This window comes from Emticicia sp. C21 (assembly GCF_003418935.1).
Lineage (GTDB): Bacteria > Bacteroidota > Bacteroidia > Cytophagales > Spirosomataceae > Emticicia.
The window spans coordinates 22,535-45,376 of the sequence record NZ_QVMT01000018.1; the positions used below are offsets into that span (position 1 = coordinate 22,535).

General features: G+C 36.0%; 18 protein-coding genes. 15 read left to right on the top strand and 3 right to left on the bottom strand.

The window, feature by feature from the left end:
* Positions 1–25 precede the first annotated feature (25 nt).
* The 3 genes from D0T08_RS25540 (at position 26) to D0T08_RS25550 (ending at position 2,382) form a co-directional block, all read left to right on the top strand.
* Entirely contained in the window at positions 26–898 is an 873-nt protein-coding gene (locus D0T08_RS25540; protein ID WP_116985594.1) for a hypothetical protein, read from the top strand.
* A 59-nt stretch (positions 899–957) separates the two neighbouring features.
* Complete coding sequence (locus D0T08_RS25545; protein WP_116985595.1) at positions 958–1,380, top strand: STAS domain-containing protein; 423 nt, start codon at positions 958–960, stop codon at positions 1,378–1,380.
* 90 nt (positions 1,381–1,470) lie between these two features.
* A complete protein-coding gene (locus D0T08_RS25550) occupies positions 1,471–2,382 on the top strand; it encodes a ribonuclease Z (protein WP_116985596.1) in 912 nt (303 codons plus the stop codon).
* Between the two features lie 8 nt (positions 2,383–2,390).
* Here D0T08_RS25550 and D0T08_RS25555 read toward each other — a convergent pair whose 3' ends face one another.
* Positions 2,391–2,921 carry a thioesterase family protein gene (locus D0T08_RS25555; RefSeq protein ID WP_116985597.1) on the bottom strand — a complete coding sequence of 177 codons (531 nt, stop codon included), beginning with the start codon at positions 2,919–2,921 and terminating at the stop codon, positions 2,391–2,393.
* 135 nt (positions 2,922–3,056) lie between these two features.
* On the opposite strand from D0T08_RS25555, the gene D0T08_RS25560 reads away from it, so the two are divergent.
* The 11 genes from D0T08_RS25560 to D0T08_RS25610 all read left to right on the top strand — a co-directional run bounded on the left by D0T08_RS25560 (position 3,057) and on the right by D0T08_RS25610 (position 15,901).
* Positions 3,057–3,584 carry a class I SAM-dependent methyltransferase gene (locus D0T08_RS25560; protein ID WP_116985598.1) on the top strand — a complete coding sequence of 176 codons (528 nt, stop codon included), beginning with the start codon at positions 3,057–3,059 and terminating at the stop codon, positions 3,582–3,584.
* 36 nt (positions 3,585–3,620) lie between these two features.
* On the top strand, positions 3,621–4,613 hold the full coding sequence (locus D0T08_RS25565) for a bestrophin family protein (RefSeq protein ID WP_116985599.1): 993 nt from the start codon (positions 3,621–3,623) through the stop codon (positions 4,611–4,613).
* 187 nt (positions 4,614–4,800) lie between these two features.
* Positions 4,801–6,891: a HEPN domain-containing protein gene (locus D0T08_RS25570; protein WP_116985600.1), complete on the top strand. Its 2,091-nt coding sequence runs from the start codon at positions 4,801–4,803 to the stop codon at positions 6,889–6,891.
* On the top strand, positions 6,888–7,694 hold the full coding sequence (cobA, locus tag D0T08_RS25575; RefSeq protein ID WP_116985601.1) for a uroporphyrinogen-III C-methyltransferase: 807 nt from the start codon (positions 6,888–6,890) through the stop codon (positions 7,692–7,694). Before D0T08_RS25570 ends, cobA begins: the two co-directional genes overlap by 4 nt.
* 18 nt (positions 7,695–7,712) lie before the next feature.
* Positions 7,713–8,594, top strand: a complete 882-nt coding sequence (locus D0T08_RS25580) for a sulfite exporter TauE/SafE family protein (RefSeq protein WP_116985602.1) — start codon at positions 7,713–7,715, stop codon at positions 8,592–8,594.
* 11 nt (positions 8,595–8,605) lie between these two features.
* Positions 8,606–9,307, top strand: a complete 702-nt coding sequence (locus tag D0T08_RS25585; protein ID WP_116985603.1) for a phosphoadenylyl-sulfate reductase — start codon at positions 8,606–8,608, stop codon at positions 9,305–9,307.
* Positions 9,308–9,336: 29 nt separating this feature from the next.
* Complete coding sequence (cysD, locus tag D0T08_RS25590; RefSeq protein ID WP_199538223.1) at positions 9,337–10,281, top strand: sulfate adenylyltransferase subunit CysD; 945 nt, start codon at positions 9,337–9,339, stop codon at positions 10,279–10,281.
* A 54-nt stretch (positions 10,282–10,335) separates the two neighbouring features.
* Positions 10,336–11,595: a sulfate adenylyltransferase subunit 1 gene (locus D0T08_RS25595; protein WP_116985604.1), complete on the top strand. Its 1,260-nt coding sequence runs from the start codon at positions 10,336–10,338 to the stop codon at positions 11,593–11,595.
* 160 nt (positions 11,596–11,755) lie between these two features.
* A complete protein-coding gene (locus tag D0T08_RS25600; RefSeq protein WP_158561350.1) occupies positions 11,756–13,243 on the top strand; it encodes a VCBS repeat-containing protein in 1,488 nt (495 codons plus the stop codon).
* Positions 13,244–13,555: 312 nt separating this feature from the next.
* A complete protein-coding gene (locus tag D0T08_RS25605) occupies positions 13,556–15,397 on the top strand; it encodes a PAS domain-containing sensor histidine kinase (protein WP_116985606.1) in 1,842 nt (613 codons plus the stop codon).
* Between the two features lie 105 nt (positions 15,398–15,502).
* Entirely contained in the window at positions 15,503–15,901 is a 399-nt protein-coding gene (locus D0T08_RS25610) for a response regulator (RefSeq protein WP_116985607.1), read from the top strand.
* Between the two features lie 65 nt (positions 15,902–15,966).
* On the opposite strand, the gene D0T08_RS25615 is transcribed toward D0T08_RS25610, so the two are convergent.
* Positions 15,967–16,551 carry a hypothetical protein gene (locus D0T08_RS25615; RefSeq protein WP_116985608.1) on the bottom strand — a complete coding sequence of 195 codons (585 nt, stop codon included), beginning with the start codon at positions 16,549–16,551 and terminating at the stop codon, positions 15,967–15,969.
* Between the two features lie 280 nt (positions 16,552–16,831).
* Positions 16,832–17,428, bottom strand: a complete 597-nt coding sequence (locus D0T08_RS25620) for a glycosyl hydrolase 108 family protein (RefSeq protein WP_229239056.1) — start codon at positions 17,426–17,428, stop codon at positions 16,832–16,834.
* A gap of 804 nt (positions 17,429–18,232) precedes the next feature.
* Between D0T08_RS25620 and gltB the strand changes: the two genes are divergently transcribed.
* Complete coding sequence (gene gltB / locus D0T08_RS25625; protein WP_116985610.1) at positions 18,233–22,798, top strand: glutamate synthase large subunit; 4,566 nt, start codon at positions 18,233–18,235, stop codon at positions 22,796–22,798.
* Positions 22,799–22,842: the final 44 nt, after the last annotated feature.

Sequence of the window (22,842 nt, forward strand, 5' to 3'; positions counted from 1 at the left end):
TTAAGTAAGTCTTAACAGTTTTTATATGCTATTTTTTACTCTTTGTCATATCAATCAGCTACCAGAAGCACATGTTTTAGGTGATTCCATAAAATCTCATCATCCTGACGCACAGTTTTTTATTGGATTGGTTGATAAAAAAGATAGAATACCCGGCAACTTCAAAGCCAGTTATCCCGTAATAGATTTGAGCGAACTCAATATCGGTGGTCTGGAAGAAATGGCAAAAAAATATACCTGGAGCGAATTGTTAGCTGACGTTAAGCCATTTTTTGCTAAGTACTTCTTACAAAAATCAGACATGGTAGTGTATTTCGATTGTACTACTTTGCTCTATAATCCGGTTAGATTTATCGAGAAAAGTCTGGACAATTATACTATTATTATTGTACCTCAACTGCTTCATGCAGGAGTTCATCCGGATGAAAAACAGATTTTAAATACCGGAATCTTTCATTCAGGTTTTATGGCCTGGAAACGTTCTGAAGAGGCAAGTAATTTTCTTAATTGGTGGGGTAATAATACAGCTAATAAGGGAAAAGTAGATTTATGCAAAGGCATGAATGCCGACCAACTCTGGCTGGAACATGTACCTAACCTTTACCAGAATGTACTAATTGAAAAGCATGAGGGTCTGAATATAGGAGCATGGAATTTGCCGGAAAGAGTAATTGAAGTAAACAAAAACACAGTTAACTCCCAGCCGCTGGTCTCAATTAATTTTAAAGGAATGAAATATTGGCATGATTATAAAAAGGCACTAAAGAAATATCCGATTAATAAGAAAATTCCATTATATGGGTTACCTGACCCTGAAGACAAAAAATTTGGCAAGCAAATGGCTTCTAATATTAGAAAAATCAATAGTTTTATCGACAAATTAATAGACCTGATTTGAATATTTTTATTGAAAGTAAAATTTTCACTTAACTTTGCAAAATACATTAGTTTTATTTTATGAATTACAAGATTGATAAGACAGAGCAATACGCACTCATTTTGCTAGATGAAACAAATTTTGGTGCTGAGATTGCTCCTCCATTCGAAAAATTAGTTGTGCAACTTTATCGCGAAGGCTATACTAACATGGTAGTAGACTTTACTAAAGTTACCGATATTGATAATGATGGACTTTCTCTAATCAGAAAAGCGACACGCGTTTGCAGAGCAGAACAAGGGCTTTTTGTGATTTGTACGAAAGAAGATGATGTAATTGATGAAATAGATTCAGCGAAAATTCCTGAACTAGTAATTCTTCCTACGGTTGATGAGGGAATTGATGCTGTGTTTATGAACGACCTCGAAAATGATTTCCGTGAAGAAAAAGACGATGAGTTTGATTTAGGAGAAGAGAATGGTTTCCAGGAAGAAAAATATTAAATCCTTAATTATCTGAGTTTCTTCTCTTAAAGTTTAGAAAACAAGCCAAATCTATTATTGTTAAAATACCCCTTTAGGGGCAAGGGGGTTATGAATTTTGAACTCTTAATACTTGGTACTGGCTCAGCGACACCTGTACTTGAACACAATCCATCAGCCTATTTGTTTACGTGTGAAAATGAACATTTTTTGATTGACTGCGGAGAAGGTACGCAGTTTCGTTTACTGGAACATAAAGTCCGTACTTCCCGTATTCGTCACATATTTATCAGCCATCTCCATGGCGACCACTATTTTGGTTTAATCGGACTTCTTTCAAGTTGGAATCTCAACCAACGGAAAGATGACTTGACTATTTATGGCCCTAAGGATTTGGCTGAAATTCTGACTGCACAGTTCAAATATTCACATACTTTTCTTCATTTTAAGATTCATTTTATAGCAACTGATACAACAGCAGCTAATATCATTCTGGATACTTCTTCTCTTACAGTTGAAACTATCCCACTCATTCATCGAATAGATTGTTGTGGATTTTTGTTCAGAACTAAAGAAGCCAAAAGAAAGATCTTAGCTGACAAATTGCCAGAGAATTTCCCGATACCATATATTAAAAAGTTGAAAGAAGGTTTTGATGTAGAAGACCCGTTGACTGGAAAAGAATATAAAAACGAAGATTATACAACAGCCGGAACAGCTTCAAAATCCTTTGCCTATTGTTCTGATACCGCTTATAATGAGGCTATTATACCTCAGCTCCAGAACGTTAACACAGTTTTTCATGAGGCAACATTTCTTGAATCTGAATTAAAACGAGCCATACAAACCAATCATTCAACTGCTAGTCAGGCCGCTACTATTGCATTAAAATCAAATGCCCAACAGTTGATTATCGGGCATTATTCTTCACGTTATAAAACTTTAGAAAACCACTTATCAGAGGCTAAGGCTGTGTTTGAAAATACATTATTAGCTCAAGAGGGTTTGACTTTTAAATTGTAAAATTAGGATTACAGTGAAGCTTGCTTAAGCAGTAGCTCTTGTTTTACTAATTTGATACGTTCATTAAAACTTGTTTCTTTAAAATTCACATCTTTCTCACAAGTTGCAGCCAGGTATTGCATAACATCTTTTTGATGCGGAACCCTCCGACCCGTTTCTACACTTACATATTTGCTTATTGTCCACATAAAATTCTTTAATTCATTCATATTTTCATCAGTCATAAAATACTCCGTTACTAAAGTATCTGCATCGAAATAAATAGCTCTTGAAAAAATCTTTACCCATTCACTTACCACTGCCGGACGGATATAAGCAATCTGATGTTGATATACTACCCAGCTTGTTTTATAATTTTTAAATATTTCAGAAAACTTAAAGCCATAAAGTTTAGCTACCTGGTCTTCACGTGCATTGAAATAATAATCAAAATACTTGGAGTTATTAAGGTGTTGCAAAGGGTCACAATCTTGAAAACGAATAATGGCTTTAGATTCGGTAACTTTAGGTAGCTCCTTCTCGTTAATTTTTTCAAACATATAATAGTGTTAATTTTCTTCAAAAATAGGCATAGTTTTAATTTCCTTCAAAGTTAATAGGATAACAAATATTTTTCGGAATTTATCTATCTTGCAGGGCTTGTTTATCTCTTGCACTACCTTTACAAAAACTCTATGGACATCAAAGACGCCATACAACTTATTACCCATCCTGAATTTTCAACACAAAGTAAAAAAGTCTGGATAGATTTAGGCTGTGGGACTGGCACCTTTACTTTAGCTTTAGCGAGCATTTTAGAGGAAGAAAGTACTATTTATGCCTTTGATCTAAATGGTTCCGCTTTGAAACAAATTCCTTTTACTTACAAAAAAGTTAATATTGAAAAACTTGTCATAGATTTTATAAGTACTGATTTGCCAATTCATCAAATAAATGGTGTTTTGATGGCAAATTCTCTTAACTATGTAAAAGATAAAGAGGGGTTTCTGAAAAATCTTAAATCTCACCTCACTAAGGATGCTTGTTTTTTAATAACTGAATATGATTCTGATGCTTCCAATACATGGGTACCCTATCCAATAAATTTTCAATCGCTGAAAGAATTATTTTCCAAATCAGGTTATAAAAATATCACAAAACTGAATTCGAGACCTTCCGTTTATGGTAACAGGCAAATGTATGCTGCGCTAATTGAGCCTTGATAAAATGAAAACATATATTAACAACTACTCAAAATTATGAATGTTGGAAGAATTTACCCTCTAAAAGAATTTCTTTATTGGACCCGAAGAGAGATTTATATGATTGCGGTTATCACAATTATACCTACAGTTTTATATCAATACTTTGAGTTGAAATGGTTAGCAATACCATGGGTTCCAATTGCGTTAGTTGGTACTGCTGCTGCTTTCATTGTTGGTTTTAAGAATACCCAAACCTATAATAGACTATGGGAAGCAAGACAGATATGGGGTGCAATTGTAAATAGCAGTCGCGCTTGGGGCATATTGGTAAAGGATTTCGTAAAATCAGATATTGATGAGAATACTCACCAGGAATTGATTTATAGACATGTGGCCTGGTTAACAGCATTACGTTATCAGTTAAGAGAAAGTCGGAATTGGGAAAATACTAATAAAAGCTACAATAAAGAATATGCGAAATATTTTGTGATTCCTGAAAAAGTTGGCAAGATCGAAGACGAATTGGGTCAGTTTTTATCGAAAGATGAAAAGGCTTATGTTTTGAGCAAAAAGAACAGGGCAACGCATATTATCAGCCTGCAATCAGCACATTTAAGAAAACTAAAAGAAAATGGCTTAATTGAACCATTGAACTATATTGAACTGGAAAACCTGTTAATCAATTTTTATGAGCAACAAGGTAAATGCGAACGAATTAAGAATTTCCCATATCCAAGACAGTTCGCTTCTATTAACTTATTTTTTGTGCGTCTGTTTAAGATTCTTGTTCCATTCGGGATGCTTAAGGAATTTGAAAAATTAGGCGAACATTTAGTATGGCTTACTATCCCATTTGGTATTGTAGTTTCCTGGGTTTTTATGACTATGGAAAAAGTTGGTGAAAGTACAGAAAATCCATTTGAAGGGGGTGCAAACGATGTTCCGATTACTTCTATGAGCCGGACTATCGAAATTGATCTGAGAGAAATGCTTGATGAAAAAAACCTTCCCCCTCCTATTCAACCTCTACATAATATTTTAATGTAGGATGATGAAACTAATTTTTATAGGGATAAGTTTAATAAACAAGCTTAGATTTCGATAGCAAGTCTCTCAAAAAAATCATAAGCTATTCATTATCAATATATTACAAAAAAGTCATAAAAAATTTACCCATATAGTCTATAATTATTATAGGGTTTGTGTATATTTGCGACGTTAAAATCAGAAGATTATGCAAAGTTTTCGTACAGAATTAGAGAATCCAATAGTTCAAAAAGACATTATTGATTTAGAGCGTAAAATCAGACTCTTTCGCGAAGGTAAAATTCATGAGGAAAAATTCCGCAGTTTACGTTTAGCAAGAGGGGTTTATGGTCAACGTCAACAAGGCGTGCAAATGGTCAGAATCAAATTACCATACGGCAAGATGACGCTTGATCAATGGCAACGCATCACTCATATTTCTGATGAATACGCAACAGGTAATCTTCATCTCACTACCCGTCAGGATATACAAATTCACTTTGTAAGCCTGGATAGAACTCCTGAATTGTGGTCGAAATTAGAACAAGATAAAATAACCATTCGTGAAGCCTGCGGTAATACTGTAAGAAACATTACAGGCTCTGCTACAGCGGGTATCGACCCTAAAGAGCTTTTCGATATTACTCCATATACTCATGCAGCGTTTGAATATTTCCTGAGAAATCCTGTTTGTCAGGAGATGGGTCGTAAATTTAAGATTGCTTTTTCTAACACAGATGATGATACAGCTTTTACTTTCATTCATGATTTAGGTTTCATTCCTAAAATCCAGAATGGACAAAGAGGTTTTAAAGTGGTTTTAGGCGGTGGTTTAGGTGCACAACCTCAATTAGCCTATTTAGCTTATGAATTTTTGGAAGAAGACCAGGTAATTCCATTCATTGAGGCAGTAATCAGAGTTTTTGACCGTTATGGCGAAAGAACTTCTCGTCATAAAGCACGTATGAAATTCCTGATAGCCAAACTTGGTTTTGAAGAATTTATGAAACTGGTTGAGGTTGAAAAAACTGCTTTGAAAGTGAAAACCTTTAAAGTAGATACTGAAAAGCCTCAATTCCAATATAATTATCCAACGCCTGAGGCTCAGGAAGTTCCAGAAATTACTAGTGAAGCTTACAAAAACTGGTATAAAACTAATGTTTTTGCGCAGAAACAAGAGGGTTATTATGGAATATTTGTAAGAATTCCATTAGGCGATATTTCGAGTGTAGTATCAAGAAGCCTGATTGAAAAATTAAGACCTTATATTGCCGATGATGTAAGAGTAACTGTAAACCAGGGTTTACTATTCAGATTCGTACAAGCCAAAGACTTACCTTATATCTTCAGTGTATTAAGTGAATATAATTTAGCTGCACCTGGTGCAAACAGTATCGCTAATATTACGGCTTGTCCTGGTACTGATACTTGTAATTTAGCTATCTCTGATAGTACTAAAATCAGCCTGGAATTTGAAAAAGTTTTGCGCGAAGATTTCCCTGAATTAATCGAGGAAAACAATATTCAAATAAAAATATCCGGCTGTATGAATGCATGCGGCCAACATAGCATGGCTCAAATTGGCTTTCATGGTAGTTCATTGAAATCAGCTGGTAAGGTATTACCTGCCTTGCAAGTATTGTTAGGTGGTGGAGTAAAAGGAAACGGTGAAGGCAGAATCTCAGATAAAGTTATTAAAGTACCAAGCAAAAGAGGCCCGCAGGTTCTAAGAATTGTTTTAAACGATTACGAAACTAATGGTTTTGATGGCGAATACTTCAACGATTATTATGATCGCCAGGGTGAAAAATATTTCTACGCTCTTTTAAAACCATTGACCGATTTAACTACTCTGATTGATACAGACTTTGTTGATTGGGGTCGTGATGAAATATTCCAGACTGAAATCGGTATAGGTGAGTGTGCTAGTGTTATTATTGATTTAGTAGCCACACTTTTCTACGAATCAGAAGAGAAAATCGCCTGGGCAAAAGATGCTTTTAACGAAAATCGCTGGGCTGATGCTATTTACTATGCTTATCAATCACAAGTAAATACAGCTAAAGCTCTTTTATTGGAGAAAAACATTAATAGCAGTACGCAACACGGTGTAATTTCTGAGTTTGACAAAAATTTCAATGAAGAATTTGGTATCAATTTTAAAGAGCAGGTTTTACAAATCAATCAAAACGAACCAAGTCAGGTTTTTGCGATTGATTATATTTCTGAATCTGAAAACTTCCTGAAAGAAGCAATGACTTGGAGGGAAGCTAACAAAACTGTTATAGTTGAAGCATGACAAATCAATTCGATATAAAATCTGACTCACTTAATCCAATCCCTAAACTTACGGTGGTAGGTGCAGGTATGGGCGATCCTGAGTTAATTACCCTGAAAGCTATTAACGCTTTGCGTCAGGCTGATGTGGTATTATACGATGCATTGATTGAGGAGGAATTATTGGAATATTGCCATCCTGAATGCGAACGTATTTATGTAGGTAAACGAGGATATCAAAAAAGTGTAAGTCAGGATAGTATCAATTTTCTGATTGCAGAGAAAGCTTTTGAGAAAGGGCATGTGGTGCGTCTGAAAGGTGGTGATCCATTTATTTTTGGCCGTGGGAATGAAGAAATAGCTTATGCGAAAGAAAGAGGAATCGAAACTGCTTATATACCGGGTGTATCGAGCATCATGTCAGGCGGATTTTATGAAATTCCTTTGACAGCCCGTGGTGTGGCTGATGGTTTCTGGGTAATTACAGGTACTAAATCAGACCAGTCATTATCAAAAGATGTGAGACTTGCGGCACATTCAAATGCAACAGTTGTAATTCTGATGGGTATGAAAAAGTTAGCCCGGATTGCAGAGATTTTCAGAGAAGAAGGTTTTGGAGATACGCCTTCGGCGATTATTCAACAAGCTTCTACAGCGGAACAAAAGATTGGCATAGGTCAGGTAAAAGACCTGGAAACAATTGCAGAAAATCATTCATTAAGTAATCCGGCAATCATTATGATTGGTGAGGTAGTGAAACAAAACAGCATTCAACACCTTTGCTATATTGGTCAGCAATACTCCGGAAAAAATAAAACAAACTAAGACAAGAATAAAAAGTAAATGGAAAGAATCGCAAATGCGCTAAGCGACCGTATTGGTGTAAGATACATTGCTATTGCAATACTTGTCTTAAAAGTTTTATTAATTGGTGTACTGGCCTATCGGATTTTCGCCAGTATTCATTCATTTCAATGGGGAGTTGATGATCTCTTTATCTATTATGTCGGTGTTGGGTTTCTGGCCCAATTAGTAGATGGCGCCTTAGGGATGGCATATGGGGCAACTTGCACGTCTATGCTTCTGGGTGTAGGTGTTCCTCCCGCTTATGCAACTGCAAGTGTGCATACTGCCGAGGTGTTTACTACAGGTGTCTCCGGGCTTTCGCACTTGTATTTTGGAAATATTGACAAAAAACTTTTCTTCAGAATCGTTATTACAGGTGTGGTTGGTTCGATGATTGGCGCTTATTTAATTTCTGAAGTAATTGATGGTAAAGTTATCCGTCCTTATATTTCATTATATTTAGTTGGGTTGGGTTTGGTTATCATTTATAAAGCATTCAAAAAGAGACCAACAACACCTACTAACAAAAATTTAGGTATTCTTGGCCTAATTGGTGGTTTTTTTGATGCCATAGGTGGTGGAGGTTGGGGCCCATTGGTAACCTCAAATCTGATTAATAAAGGCAATGCACCAAAAGAGGCTATAGGTACAGTTAATACAGCTGAGTTTTTTGTAGCTTTCTTTAGCACAGGTATTTTCATGCTTTTTATTGACATTCAAGCATGGCAACCTATCGCAGGTCTGATTTTAGGGGGAGTTCTGGCTGCACCACTTGGCGCATTCTTAGTAAAATTGTTCCCTCCAAAAACAATTATGCTTATTGTAGGAACTTTGGTTGTGGGTTTGAGTATTTACAATATCATTAAGGTTTGGTTTTAATTCTTAGTACAATGGTCGATATAGATACATTAGAAAAACTTTCATTAGACGAGGGTCTCAACTTTATAGCTAATCAATTCCCGGGTAAAGTGGTTTTCTCTACCTCTTTCGGACAAGAAGATCAGGTTATTACTCACGCCATTTTCAAAAACAGTGTTGCTCATGAGCCTTTAAATATCAAAGTATTTACTTTAGATACCGGAAGACTTTTTCAGGATACTTATGAGTTGATGGATAGAACAAGGGCTCGTTATAGAAGACCTATTGAAACCTATTTCCCGAATACAGAAAGAGTACAGAATCTGGTAACGGAGAAAGGTTTTAATAGCTTTTACGAGTCTGTTGAAAATAGAAAAGAATGCTGTGCTATCAGAAAAATTGAGCCTTTAAAAAGAGCGTTGGCAGGTGCAGAAGTTTGGATAACAGGCTTAAGAGCAGAGCAATCGGACAACCGTAATGACATGAAAATATTAGAGTGGGATGGCGGAAACAATGTCTGGAAATATAATCCCTTGATTCATTGGAGTTACGAACAAGTACTTGAATACATTGCTGTCAATAGAGTACCAGACAACCCATTACATAGAAAAGGTTTTATCAGCATCGGCTGTTTACCATGTACACGGGCTATCGAACCAGGTGAACACCCAAGAGCTGGCCGTTGGTGGTGGGAAGAATCAAAAAAAGAATGTGGTTTACACCAAGTTTCGTAAATTGCGCCTCGTTAGTAAATATAATAAATATGAGTAATTTTTTAAACAATTCTGAAATCGTTAATTCATCTTCCGATGTTAACGGGATTTTTCCGCGTGAACTGGAAGACGAAGCGATTTATATCTTACGTGAAGTTGCCTCACAATTTGAGAAACCTGCTATCCTTTTTTCAGGTGGTAAAGATTCGATTACTGTGGTGAGATTGGCCGAAAAAGCTTTCTATCCGGGCAAAATTCCTTTCAAATTGCTTCATGTAGATACAGGTCATAATTTCCCTGAAACTATAGAATACCGCGACTGGCTCGTAAACAAATTAGGTTTAGAGCTTCACGTGCGTTATGTAGAAGATTCAATCAAACAAGGTAAAGTAAAAGAAGAAACTGGTAAATATGCCAGCCGCAATGCGGCTCAAACGGTCACTTTGCTCGATGCTATTGAGGAATTTAAATTCGATGCATGCATTGGTGGCGCCAGACGTGATGAAGAAAAAGCACGTGCCAAAGAAAGAATTTTCTCTGTAAGAGATGATTTCGGTCAATGGGATGCAAAAAAACAAAGACCGGAATTGTTTGATATGCTGAACGGAAAGATTGAAATCGGTGAAAACGTAAGAGTCTTCCCTATTTCAAACTGGACAGAATTAGACGTTTGGAATTATATAAAAGAAGAAAAGCTACGTATACCAAGTATCTATTTCACTCACGACCGTATGGTTTTTGACCGCGACGGATTAATCTGGGCTGATTCAGAATTTATTAATAAATCAGAAGACGAAGTTCCTTATTCTACCAAAGTTCGTTTCCGTACGGTTGGGGATATGACTTGTACAGCAGCGGTAGCATCAGAAGCAGATAATCTGGATGATGTAATTTCGGAAATTCTTTCAGCTAAAATATCTGAAAGAGGTGCGAGAATTGATGATAAACGCTCGGAAGCTGCGATGGAAAAACGCAAACAAGCAGGATACTTCTAATTAGTGAATGAGGGATTAATTGTGAATTAGTGAATAGTTTTTGAAAATATTACAATGGATATACTTAGAATAGCAACAGCAGGCTCGGTAGATGATGGTAAAAGTACCCTTATAGGACGCTTACTTTACGAAACGAATTCTATTACTGGCGATAAAATTGAAGCACTTGAAGCCGCTTCTAAACGTAAAGGTCTCAATTTTTTAGATTTATCACTTTTAACAGATGGCTTGATTGCCGAACGTGAACAAGGAATTACGATAGATGTGGCTCACATTTATTTCAGTACTCCAAAGCGCAAGTACATCATCGCAGACACGCCCGGGCATTTTGAGTACACACGAAACATGGTTACGGGGGCTTCAAACACTTCTGTTTCTATTATTTTGATTGATGCTCGTAATGGGGTTGTTGAGCAAACCAAACGTCACTTCTATATCTCTTCTATGCTTCGCGTGAAGAATATTATTGTGGCTGTTAATAAGATGGATTTGGTAAACTATAGTCAGGAACGTTTTGAAGAAATTAAAAATGATTTCTCTAAATTAGCAGAGCAAGTAAGTTTTCAAGGACAAACAGTTGAGTTTATCCCTATTTCTTCTTTATATGGAGAGAACCTTGTTAAAAAATCAGAAGAAACGCCGTGGTATGAAGGCAATTCTCTACTGGAAACATTAGAAGACCTTGATAATCAGGTGAACCCTATTTCACATTTACCAGCTCGTTTCCCGGTTCAGGTGGTTGTGAGACCTAAAACAGAGGAATTCCATGATTATCGTGGTTATGCCGGTAAAATTGCCAGTGGTAGCTTTGTTGTTGGTGATTTGATTGAGGCATTGCCAAGTGGGCAAATAAGTAAGATTCAAACTATTGAAAAGTTCGGTAAAAATCTTGAAATTGCCCACGCTCGCGAATCAGTCGTAATTACTCTTGAAAATGATATTGATGTAAGTAGAGGAAATATGATTGTAAAGGTTGGTCAACAACCGGAAGCGAAAAGGGAATTAGAGGCTAAAGTCTGCTGGTTGGATAGTCATCCTTTAAAAGTAGGAAAAACATATTTGTTACAACATGGTATCAATCGTGTAAAAGCCAAAGTTATCAGTATCAATTCGATGATTGATATCAAGAATATGACCTTGGATAGTGAGCTTTCACACGAAGGAGGAATAAAATTAAACGAAATTGGCTGGATTTCTATCAAAACTGCCAGTCCGATTTATGCAGATAAATACAACGAAAATCCTACCAATGGTGCATTTATTTTGATTGACGAAATGTCAAATAGCACTGTGGGAGTTGGGTTTGTTGAGTAAGAACAGTTTTTAGCTTGCTCATTGCAATTACAATAATATTCATCAACCAAACTTGAGACTTTGAATTAGTTTAGGGTTCGGTAAAAACGGACAGCAAATTTTGCTGTCTTTTTTTTATGAAAATTTTTCTTTTAATTGTGGCATGCAAATAATTCAACTTATGACTTACAAATACCTTATTCCCCTTGCTTTTCTTATTATCGCATTAAATGCCTGTAATAACAAAGAAGAAGAACTGGCAGACCTAGCCTTAGCACAAAAACACTGCGGAAGCTGCCACCTCTTCCCTACTCCCGATTTATTGGATAAAAATAATTGGGAAAAAGTGCTTCCTAAAATGGGGCTATTTATGGGTATAAACAGTGAGATAAAAAAGCACTCTAAAATTGATCCGATTGAGCAGAATAGTATTCCTACCAAACCAATGGTTTCAGAGGAAGACTGGAAGCGTATTAAAAAGTATTATATTGACAAATCTCCCTATAGCTTACATTTTCCGCTGAGTAGTATTACCACTGGAGAGGGTAAATTATTCAAAGGTATTAGCCGTATGCCTTATTCTCAAAAAATGCCCAACATCACTTCAATAAAAATTGATACGGAAAAACATATGGTTTATGCGTCTGACGAAATCAATCAGGAAATTTGGGTATTAGATAAAGGAAGTAATGTTGTCAGGCAGATTCCCAACCATGTAGCGATAAGTGATATTCAGGTATTAAGAAATAACCATGTTCTTTTTACTTACATGGGCAATTCAATAGACCCTTCACTAAGGCATCATGGATACATAAAAACCATTTCTTCGGATAAAAATGAAATATTATTAACAAATCTCTACAGACCTACGCAAACTCTATCTATTAATTTAGATGAAAATTCTGACGAAGAATTAGTTATCAATGAGTTTGGTGGATTAAAAGGTTCTTTAGCCGTTTGGAAAAAAATAAATGGGACATTTGAAAAACACATTATTGAAAATAGTCCGGGTGCGATTAAAACAATCCCTATTGATTTTGATAAAAATGGGAAATTAGACTTAATAACACTCTTTGGGCAAGGTGATGAGCGAATAGTCTGGTACAAGAATAATGGCAATCTGCAATTTACTTCTACAACCTTACTTCGTTTCCCTCCCGTATATGGCTCGTCGAGTTTTGATTTAGTAGATATGAATAAAGATAGCTTATTGGATATAGTGTATACTGCTGGTGATAATTCAGATTATACAGTCGAGTTAAAACCTTATCACGGAGTCTATATTTTTAGTAATCAGGGTAAAAATACTTTTAAGCAAACTTATTTTTACCAAATGAATGGGGCTTATAAGGCTGTAGCAAGAGACTTTGATTTAGATGGAGATCTTGATATAGCTTCTATTGCTTTCTTTGTTGATTACTTTGAGAAAACACCTAAAGACTTCGTTTTCTTTGAAAATACTCAACAAGGATTTATACCTAAAGTACTGAATATCAAAAATTTTGGCCGATGGTTAGTAATGGATACAGGAGATATTGATGGTGATGGTGACGAAGATATTGTCTTAGGAAATCACCCGATTGGTACTACACCCGGAACGTTATTAAAGGAGTGGATAAAAGCAAAAGGTATATTATTTTTAATCAATCAAAGTGCCAATAATAAATAAGTTTGTAGTCAAACGGAATTAAAATAGTCTGATTTTGCATTTCTAATAATTTTCTAACTAATTATCTATATTTAGTATTTGTAAAATAAAAATTAATATCTTTGATCGCGCAACAAAGCTACGTAATCAAAATAGAATTATTATCGTATATAGTATGATAATAAATGTTGTTCTCACCCGACATATTAATTGTTTAAGAAAACGTTAATGTGTTGTCCCAAAAATTAATAAATAATTTACTCTTTTTACTGATTGTTGATTTATCCTATTACTTATCTGAGTGATTCATTCTATATTTTTGTTTACTGACTAATGAAATATAAGAGGGCAAATTTATTACCCAATATCGGGACTTGGGAGCTGAATCTTAAAACCGGGATTCTAGACTGGGATTTTGTCACTAAAACGATTTACGAAGTTTCTGAACATTATTTTCCCAACGTTGAATCAGCAATTAATTTTTATGCGGGGCCAGATCATCGTGAACGAATAATGTTATTAACTCAGCAGTTAGTTGCTACAGGCGAATCTTTTATAGAACAGTTTCAAATCATAACAAGTAAAGGAAATGCCAAATGGGTTGAAAGTAGTGCTGAAGCAGAGTTTGAAAATGGTGAATGTGTATTGCTTCATGGAACTTTTCAAGACATCACTGCTCAGAAAAACCTATTAGATACCCTTCATCTAAATGAAGAAAAATTTCAAAAGGCCTTTGAATTCGCTCCTATAGGAATGGCTCTTGTTTCACCAGAGGGACAATGGATTAAGGTAAATAAACAAATCTGCAAAATAACAGGGTATATTGAAGAAGAGTTAATGTCACTTACTTTTCAGGATTTAACTCACCCTGAAGATTTAGATAAAGACCTTGCTTTAGTCGGGCAAATGCTTAACAAGGAGATTGATAATTATGAGATGGAAAAACGATACTTCCACAAAAAGGGACATGTTGTTTGGGTACATCTGACAGTTTCTTTAGTGCGAAATAATGAGGGCTTGCCATTATATTTTATCTCTCAGATCAATGATATTACTGAACAGAAGAAAGCGTCAGAAGAATTGCAAAGAGAGCGACAAAGACTCTTTCAGACGATTGAGGGAACCAATATCGGTACCTGGGAATGGCACATCAAGGAAAATTTTATTGTTTATAATGAGCGTTGGGCCGGTATTATTGGGTATACACTTGAGGAGTTGAGCCCTATCAGTAAAAATACATGGAATGATTTAGTTCACCCGGATGATGTTGAAATTTCTGAAATAGCTTTAGAAAAATGTATGTCTCATGAAACAGATTTCTATGAGTGTGAATACCGGATGAGACATAAAACTGGTGACTGGATATGGGTACATGATAAAGGGAAGGTAATAGATTGGTCGTTTGATAATAAACCAATTCTGATGTTAGGCACCCATGCTGATGTTACAGAAAGAAAAAATAGCGAGCAGGAATTAAAAAATACCTTAGATTTGGTAAGTGAGCAAAATAAGCGTTTAATTAACTTCACTCATATTACCTCTCATAATTTAAGGTCGCACACAGGTAATTTTCAGATGTTGCTTACTCTACTATTAGAAGAAACAGAAGAATCTAAGAAAAGAGAGCTGACTGAATTTCTTCTAACAATAGCCAACGACTTGCAAGAAACTATTCATTACCTAAACGAAGTCTTGCAAATACAAACCAACTTAAATCAGCAGGTAAAAAAGATACATCTGTTTAATGAGATTGAAAAGGCCTTAACGAATATTAAAGGTTCTATTGAAGAGGCATTAGCGACAATTCATGTTGAGGTGCCGCAAAACCTGATAATTGATTATAGCCCAGAATATATTGAAAGTATATTACTAAATCTACTTACAAACGCTATAAAATATCGTCATCCTGGTAGAAAACCTGTCATTCATATCCGAACTCATAAGGTGGAAAAATATATTATTCTTGAAATCGAGGATAATGGCATAGGAATTGATTTAAATTTACATGGGCAAAAACTCTTTGGAATGTATAAGACTTTCCATACTAATAAAGATGCCAGAGGGTTAGGCCTTTTTATCATTAAAAATCAAGTTGATGCAATGGGAGGGAAAATTGAAGTAGAAAGTGAAGTTGATAAAGGAACTACCTTTAAGGTATATATCAAAAATCAATAACGCTGACTCACTTCAAAAATTTTCATCAAACATCTGAATACTAAAAGCAATCAGGCTAAATAAACGATTATTAACCCATAAACTTTTGGTTAGAGGGCTTACGCGATGAGAAAAATAAATAATGCTTGGATTATCGACGACGATAAAATACTTACGTATGTGTTGCAGAGAATAATGGGATCAGTTGATTCTTTTGACAAAATAGAAATCTTTCAGAATGGCAAAGAAGCAATCAACCATTTATCTGTAGTAAAAAAAGATCCAGACTCTCTGCCCGATCTTATTATTTTAGATATAAATATGCCGGTGATGGATGGATGGCAATTTTTAGACGAATTTGAAAAAATCCACCTTGACAAGAAAATCACTCTTTATATCGTAAGCTCTTCAATAGATATTCAAGACCACAATAAAGCTAAAAAATATAAAACCGTTTCTGATTTTCTGATAAAACCTATTGGAAAGAAGCAAATAGAGCAGATGGTTGCATCCTATCAGCATTAAAATTACTCTCTACTCAATTTGTAAAGCAGAGAGTAATCATTAAAAGTTTCTTACACAGATAAAAGTTACTTACCTTTAGGCAATACAATATAATCTTCTATCACGTTTTCTTCTTCTACCAACTGCTCCCCAGGTTCTTTCTCAATATAGAATGATTTTGCTCTTTTAAACCATCCTTTATTTTTCTTAGCGTCCTTGCGAGTTCTATAATATCTTAAGCGATAGTCGACATATGGATTAACGATATCTTCCGGGCGATTAAAAGAGTTAGCTAATTCTACGTCAGCTAAGGATAAGATTCCATTTTCTTCTGCGCCAATAATTCTCTCAAAGGCTTTGATATTTCTCTTCTTCTCGCCCTCTCCGGCATTTATTAAATGATCAATAAAAACTTCAGCAACATCCTGGTCTTTAAATTGATTACCAAAATATCGGTTCCAATAGTAATGACGGTGAATATACAAGGCTTCCTCTTTAGTAAACATTTTATCGCCCCAGATAGGCTTATGGATACCATAACCCTCACCTTCAAAACGGAGCAACTTTGGCGCGTACTTATTAAAAGAAGCACCATTGTTAATAAAAATCACGCAGACAAAAGACAGACAAGTAATTGTCAGTAAAGTAAAGATTACTTTTTTGGGATTCATGGGAATGTTTAAATTAATTCAACTAAATAGCTATTATAAAGCTTTATGCAAAAATTATACCGTTTAATCAGAAAAAGATCCTAGAGGGGTAGAGTGTTTAGCAATAGTAAGATATTTTGATATGTAAACTTCAATTATTTCTAACCTGACAAGTTAAAAACGGGAATGACTCAGCAAAATTGTAATTTGAGCAAAATATCCTTCAATAAAAATCCCCTCAAAAATCATACTAATTTTGAGGGGACTCATTTAAAAAGTGAATAAATAATTACTTAAGATGTTAATCGACCTTTGAAGCAAGTTCTTCCGTTGGTTCTTCCAGATCCTCGTCCGGTGATCTGCCAATTAAAATATCCGGTAAAACCAGGAAATCTGCCAGCATATTGTTCTCTTCATCAAATATGCCAAAGGCTCTAGCTCTAATCATCCAGCCTGGGTACTTTTTAGCATTCTTTCTTGACCCATAAAAATGTAAGCGATAGTTAACATACGGATTAACAACATACTCACATTTCACGAATGAATTAGCGACTTGCACATCTTCTTTTGAAAGCTTACCATCTTGTGAAACACCAATGATTGCCTCAAAAGCCCGAATGTTTACACTGTTTCTGCCCTCTCCAGCGTTAATAATATGGTCAATAAGGGCTTCAGCCACTTCCTGGCTTTTGAACAAATTGCCATGGTATTTATTCCAATAGAACTTTCTATGGATTTTAAATGCCTCGGCTTTTGTGAAGTTTTTTTTGCCCCATATTTCCTGATTAATTCCGAATCCTTTGCCTTCAAATTTGATGAGTTTTGTGAAGTACTTGTCAAAGGATGCTGCTTGAGAAGTAACAGACATAAAGCTGACCAGAAATCCGATCAGTAACATGCGTTGCAGTTGTATCATGTATTATTTCGATATGTGGAGCACAAAGGTAAAAATTAAAATGCTGATTATCAAGCATTTATTAATTTCTTTATTAAACGGCAGGCGAAAATAGCCACATTTTGGGTAACTTTTTACTATATCTATTGTTTTCAGACATTGAAATTTTATTAGAATATTACAAGCATACTTCTAGGAAAAGTACTACAATTCTTCAAAAAATACAATAAAAATAACTCCGTCTAATAAATAATATTAAATAATTCCTTGGTAAAAAAAATTTAAAATATTTTACAATTTTCGTTTTTTCAACATACAGAAGCCTAATTAGAAATTCTTGTCATAGAAAAACAGATACTATTTAATTCCTGTATTTTCTTGCGAGAGATTTGTACAATTTTTCCTCATTAAACTATTTTTATGATTGAATGCTGTAAGAATCGATGACGTTAGATTATGTTTTTGTTAAGCTAAGTCAAATGGCTTAAAAACCGCTCAAAACGCTGTTTTTTAAGCGAAAATTCGCTATATTCGCTTACTGATTTTATGGAGAGAATTCATTAACTTTACTTTTTTTGTATTATTCTCATAACAATTATTGCAAAAACAAGTATTTTTAGACGAATAAATAAAATTTGGTTTCAAAGTTGTTATGCCAAATAAATTTGGTATTATATTGCATTTCAATTGCTGTATATACTTAATATATATAACAATTCAGAAGATTATTAGGCAATAAACTTCACGTTTAAATTACAAATTATCTAATCAGAGTACAATTTAAAACCCTATAAATTTTATCGCACGATGACTGATGCAGGACAATTAATGGAACAAGGTCTATATCGTTCGGAATTCGAGCATGACGCCTGTGGTATTGGCTTTAGAGCCCATCTAAAAGGTAGAAGATCTCATGGAATTGTTGCCGATGCTATAAAAATGCTTGAACGCATGGACCACCGTGGTGCATGTGGTTGTGACCCGAATACGGGTGATGGTGCAGGTATTTTATTGCAGATACCCCATGAATTTTTCTTAGATGAATGCAATAAGTTGAATTTCCAATTGCCTTCAAGTGGTGAGTATGGTGTAGGAATGATTTTCTTCCCGATGAACGAAACGGAAAGAGAAGAATGTAGAGAGATACTTAACCGAAAGATTGAAAAGCTGGGACTAGGTTTATTGGGTTATAGGGTTGTACCTACTAAAGGAGATAGCTTAGGTGAGGGCTCAGGCTCTGTTGAACCGCAAGTTGAGCAGGTATTTATTAAACGCCCATCAGATATTACAGAAGAAATTGACTTCGAAAGAAAATTATACATTCTTCGCCAATATGCTTCACGCATTATCCGTGAGTCAGTTGCCGGAGCAAAAGAGCATTTTTACTTTTCTTCACTTTCTTGTCGTACTATTTCCTATAAAGGGCAATTAACGACTGAGCAATTAAAGTATTATTTTCCTGATTTGTGGAATGAATCGGTGACATCTGCCTTCGCGGTTATACACTCTCGTTTCTCTACTAATACTTTCCCATCATGGAAACTGGCACAACCTTTCCGTTTCATTGCTCACAACGGTGAAATCAACACGGTAAAAGGCAATGTGAACTGGATAAGAGCCGGAGAAAAATCTTTTGTATCAGAATTTTTCACAAAGGAAGAAATGGATATGGTTCTTCCAATCTGTGATGCAGGTAATTCTGACTCTGCCCAATTAGATAATGTCATAGAATTGCTTTATTTATCTGGTCGCTCATTGCCACATGTAATGATGATGCTTGTTCCTGAAGCATGGGATGGTAACGACCATATGGACCCTGTTCGTAAAGCTTTTTATGAATACCATGCCGCTATCATGGAGCCATGGGATGGTCCTGCTTCTATCTCGTTTACTGATGGTAAAATGGTAGGTGCCACTCTTGATAGAAATGGTTTACGCCCGTCTCGCTACTGGGTATTAGATGATGATACCGTTGTGATGGCCTCAGAAGCCGGAGTATTAGATATTGACCAGGCGAAAGTAGTATCAAAAGGGCGTCTTCAACCGGGCAAAATGTTTATTGTAGACATGGAGCAAGGAAGAATTATTCCGGACGAAGAAGTGAAATCAGATATTTGTTCTCGTCAACCTTATCAGGAATGGTTAGATGAATATAAAATAAAGACTTCTGTATTACCAAAATCTATTCGCCCTTATCAAAATTATAGTGAAGAGACACTACTGAAAAGACAAGTAACTTTTGGTTTTACTTCAGAAGATTTGAGAATGATTCTGGCACCAATGGCGCAAACAGGTCAGGAAGCTATAGGTTCTATGGGCGTTGATACACCTTTAGCTATTCTTTCAGATCAAAGCCAGCATCTTTCTTATTACTTCAAGCAATTGTTTGCACAGGTAACCAATCCTCCTATCGATTCAATCAGAGAGCGTGCTATTATGTCGTTGATTTCTTTTGTAGGTTCAAACGAAAACATTCTGACAGAATCGCCTTTGCATTGTCGCTTGGTTGAGTTAGAACAACCTGTTTTAACTGTTGAAGAATTCGACAAACTTCGCTTTGTAGATCATAAAGGCTTCCAGGCTAAAACTATCAATACCTATTTTAATGCGAAAGCAACTGATATAGGTAAGGCATTAGAATTTGCTCTTGATAGAATCTGCCGTTATGCTGAAGATGCCATTGAAGACGGTTTTGAGATTCTGATTCTATCAGATAGAGCCATTGATTCAGACCATGCACCTATCCCATCTCTGCTAGCTACCTCGGCAATTCATCATCACCTGATCAAAAAAGGTATCAGAGGAAAAGCAGGTATCGTTGTTGAAGCAGGAGATATCTGGGAAACACACCATTTTGCTACCTTAATCGGTTATGGTTGCTCCGCCATTTGCCCTTATATGGCATTTGAGACTATCTCATTGATGAACAAGAAAAGTATGATTGAAGGTACATTTGAGGATTATACACTTTACAAAAACTACGTTAAGGCCGTTAACAAAGAGCTATTGAAAATATTCTCAAAAATGGGGATTTCAACCTTGCAATCGTATCAAGGTGCTCAAATTTTTGAATGTATTGGTTTAAATAAACAAGTAATCGATAAATATTTTACCGGGACAATCTCTCGTATAGGCGGTATGGGTATTGCCGAAATTGCTAAAGAAGCAATTGTACGTCATAAAGTTGCCTACCCTGATGTACCACATGTATCTACGCAAAGGTTAGAGGTAGGTGGAGTTTATCAGTGGAAACAACGTGGTGAACGCCATATGTTTAATCCTGAAAGTATTCACTTACTACAACAATCAGGCAGAGTTGGTGAACACGATTTAGAGAAAGGTTATTCGATTTTCAAAAAATACTCTAAACTGATTAACGACCAAAGTCTTGATGCTTTAACTATCAGAGGTTTGCTTCGCTTCAAGAAAGGCAATCCGATTCCTTTAGAAGAAGTTGAACCAGTAGAAAGCATATTCAAACGCTTTGCGACAGGAGCTATGTCATTCGGCTCAATTTCATGGGAAGCGCATACAACCCTTGCAATTGCTATGAACCGTATCGGTGGACGTTCAAACTCAGGCGAAGGTGGTGAAGATGAAATCCGTTATGAACTAGATAAGAATGGAGATAATTTAAGTTCAAGCATTAAGCAGGTAGCTTCAGGTCGATTTGGAGTAACTAGCCATTATCTAACTAATGCCAAAGAACTTCAAATCAAGATGGCACAAGGCGCTAAACCTGGCGAAGGTGGACAGCTACCAGGCCATAAAGTAGATGATTGGATTGGACGCGTGCGTCATAGTACTCCAGGTGTGGGTCTAATCTCCCCTCCTCCTCACCATGATATCTATTCTATTGAGGATTTGGCGCAGTTAATTTATGATTTGAAAAACTCTAACCGCGATGCGCGTATTTCGGTAAAATTAGTATCTGAAGCTGGTGTTGGAACGATTGCTACAGGTGTGGCCAAAGCCCATTCAGACGTAATTCTAATAGCAGGTCATGATGGTGGTACTGGTGCTTCTCCACTATCTTCAATTCGACATGCAGGTTTACCCTGGGAGCTTGGTTTAGCAGAAACTCATCAGACTCTGGTTAAAAATAAATTGCGTGGCAGAGTAGTAGTGCAAGCTGATGGCCAAATCCGTACAGGGAAAGACCTAGTAATAGCTGCCTTATTAGGTGCAGAAGAATTTGGGGTCGCTACAGCCGCCTTAGTATCAGTCGGTTGTATCATGATGCGCAAATGTCACTTAAACACTTGCCCAGTGGGAGTTGCTACACAAAACAAGGAATTAAGAGCAATGTTTAGTGGTAAACCTGAGCATGTAGTAGCTATGTTTACTTATCTGGCAAGAGAAATGCGTGAAATCATGGCTGAGCTGGGCTTCCGTACGGTCAATGAAATGATCGGCCAAGTACAATTCCTTGAAAAACGTGATGATTTATCTCACTGGAAATATAAAAAAATTGATTTAAGCGGCATTCTTTATAAAGAACCTACTACGCTTGATGTAGCTCAATATAAACAAGAAGAACAAGATCATGGTATTAATAGCGTGCTTGACTGGCAAATGATAAAAGATGCGCAGCCGGCTATTAACGATAAACAGGAAGTAACAGCAGAATACACAGTTAACAACCTGAACCGTAGTATTGGAACAATGACTTCGAACGAGATTTCGAAAGTACATAAAGGAGAGGGTTTGCCCTATGGTACCATTCACTTCAAATATCGCGGTACATCAGGCCAATCATTCGGTGCGTTCTCTACCAAAGGATTGAAACTGGAACTAGAGGGCGACTCAAATGACTACTTCGGAAAAGGTCTTTGCGGTGCTGAACTGATTGTATACCCTGATAGAAAAGCCAAGTTTAAGGCTGAAGAAAACATGGTTATTGGTAACGTGGCTTTCTATGGTGCTACTTCAGGAGAAGCGTATATAAGAGGTATGGCAGGAGAGCGTTTCTGTGTAAGAAATTCAGGTGCTAAAGTAGTGGTCGAAGGTGTTGGTGACCATGGTTGTGAATATATGACTGGTGGTCTTGCCATAATCTTAGGCAAAACCGGAAGAAACTTTGCTGCGGGGATGAGTGGTGGTATGGCCTTCGTTTACGATACAGATGGAGATTTTGAATCGAAATGCAATAAAGAAATGGTTGGTTTAGAAAAACCTGACCAGGAAGATGCTGAAATGCTTAAAGCTTTTATTGAAAAGCATCAGAGTGTTACCAACAGTAGCGTAGCTAAAACTATCTTAGCTAATTTTGATGTAGAGGTTTCGAAATTTGTGAAAGTAATGCCGACTGATTACAAGCGTGTATTGCTTGAAAGAAAAAAGAAAGCAGAGCTTGAAAAGGTTTTAGCATAAAGCTATCTATCAGAGAAGATAAAACTCTGGCTTTTTATCTTCTC